This is a genomic window from Streptomyces sp. WAC04114, from assembly GCF_019733245.1.
Classification (GTDB): Bacteria; Actinomycetota; Actinomycetes; order Streptomycetales; family Streptomycetaceae; genus Streptomyces; species Streptomyces massasporeus_A.
The window spans coordinates 1-1,885 of sequence record NZ_JAIGQA010000356.1 but is presented as its reverse complement, the minus strand read 5'-3'; the positions used below and the strand labels follow the sequence as shown (position 1 = coordinate 1,885).

At 68.8% G+C, this 1,885-nt stretch carries 1 protein-coding gene; it reads left to right on the top strand.

Going from position 1 to position 1,885, the window contains the following annotated elements; translation table 11 throughout:
• Positions 1–19: 19 nt before the first annotated feature.
• Positions 20–1,885 (top strand): amino acid adenylation domain-containing protein (locus tag K4G64_RS39130; RefSeq protein ID WP_221760599.1); only part of this gene is annotated, 1,866 nt, incomplete at its 3' end.

Sequence of the window (1,885 nt, the reverse complement as noted above, 5' to 3'; positions counted from 1 at the left end):
TGTGGATGAGCGTCGGCGGGTGTTGGTGGAGTGGAACGACACCGGTTCTGTCGGGGTGCCTGTGCTGGTGCCGGAGGCGTTCGAGGTGCGGGTGGCGCGGACTCCGGGTGCGGTGGCGGTGGTCGACGGGGACGTCGAGGTGTCGTATGCCGAGCTGGATGCGCGGGCGAACCGTCTTGCGCATTATCTGCTGGCTCAAGGGGTGAGTGCCGAGTCGGTGGTGGGTCTGGCGTTGCCTCGTGGTGTGACGACGCTGGTGGGGATTTTGGCGGTGTGGAAGGCGGGGGCTGCTTACGTTCCGATCGATGTGTCGTATCCGGTGGAGCGGATCGCGTTTGTGATGCGGGACAGCGGTGCGGTGCTGACGCTGACGACGGATGAGGTCTTCGATGAGCTTCCGGCCGGTCGTGCGCGGGTGGTGGCGTTGGATGATCCGCTGACGGGGATGCAGCTTGAGGCGTCGTCCGCTGACGCTCCCGAAATTCCCCTGCACGGTGCCCAGGTGGCGTATGTGATCTATACGTCGGGTTCGACGGGGCGGCCGAAGGGTGTGGCGGTCACGCATGCCGGTCTGGCGAATTATGTGGCGTCGGTGCCGGGCCGGGTGGGGTTCGGGGCCGGCCGGTATGCGTTGTTGCAGGCGCAGGCGACGGACCTGGGGAACACGGCGGTGTTCGCGTGTCTGGTTTCGGGTGGTGAGTTGCATGTGCTGGCCGAGGAGGCGGTGACGGATCCGGGTGTGGTGGCCGGGTATGTGCGCTCGCGGGGGATCGATTTTGTGAAGGTGGTGCCGTCGCATTTGGCGGCGTTGGCGGCGGGTGCCGGTATGGGGGCTGTGGTGCCGGCGGGTTCGCTGGTGCTGGGTGGTGAGGCGGCGTCTGCTGCGTGGGTGGGTGAGGTGGTGGAGGCCGCGGGTGAGTGTGCGGTGTTCAACCATTACGGGCCCACCGAGACCACGATCGGTGTGGCGACCGCATCGCTGACAGCCGAGACGGTGGAGCGGGGCGTGGTGCCCATCGGAGGCCCCGTCGCCAACACCCGCTTCTATGTCCTCGATGGCAATCTGCGTCCGGTGCCGGTCGGTGCTGCGGGTGAGTTGTATGTGGCCGGTGTGCAGGTGGCGCGTGGCTATGTGGGGCGTGCGGGGCTGACGTCGGAGCGGTTTGTTGCCTGTCCGTTCGAGTCGGGTGTGCGGATGTATCGCACGGGTGACCGGGTGCGCTGGAACACCGGCGGTGAGCTGGAGTTCCTGGGTCGTGCTGATGAGCAGGTGAAGGTGCGGGGTTTCCGGATCGAGCCGGGCGAGGTCCAGGCCGCCCTCGCCGCCCACCCCCAGGTCGCCCAGGCCGCTGTCGTCGCCCGCGAGGACACAACCGGGGACGTCCGCCTCGTCGGCTACGTCGTCCCGACGGGCGCCGAAACGACGTCTGACGTACGGGAGTTCGTGGCGGAGCGGTTGCCGGATCACATGGTGCCCTCGGCGGTGGTGGTGCTGGAGGCGTTGCCGTTGACGGCGAACGGCAAGCTGGACCGCAAGGCCCTTCCGGCCCCGTCCTACGGGGCGGGCGCGGATGGCGGGCGGCGGGCGGTGTCGCCGGTGGAGGAGATCTTGTGCCTGGTCTTCGCCGAGGTGCTCGATCTGCCTGTGGTGGGGGTGGAGGAGGACTTCTTCGAGCTCGGCGGGCATTCGCTCCTCGCGGTGCGGCTGGTCAGCCGGATCCGCACCCTGCTGGGTGTCGAGGTCGCCGTGCGTACGCTGTTCGACACGCCGACGGTTGCCGGACTCGCGGCCGGGCTGGGTGAGGCCGACGGTGCAAGGCCCGCACTGACCGCACGCCCGCGGCCCGACCTGGTACCGCTGTCCTACGGCCAACGCCGCCTGTGG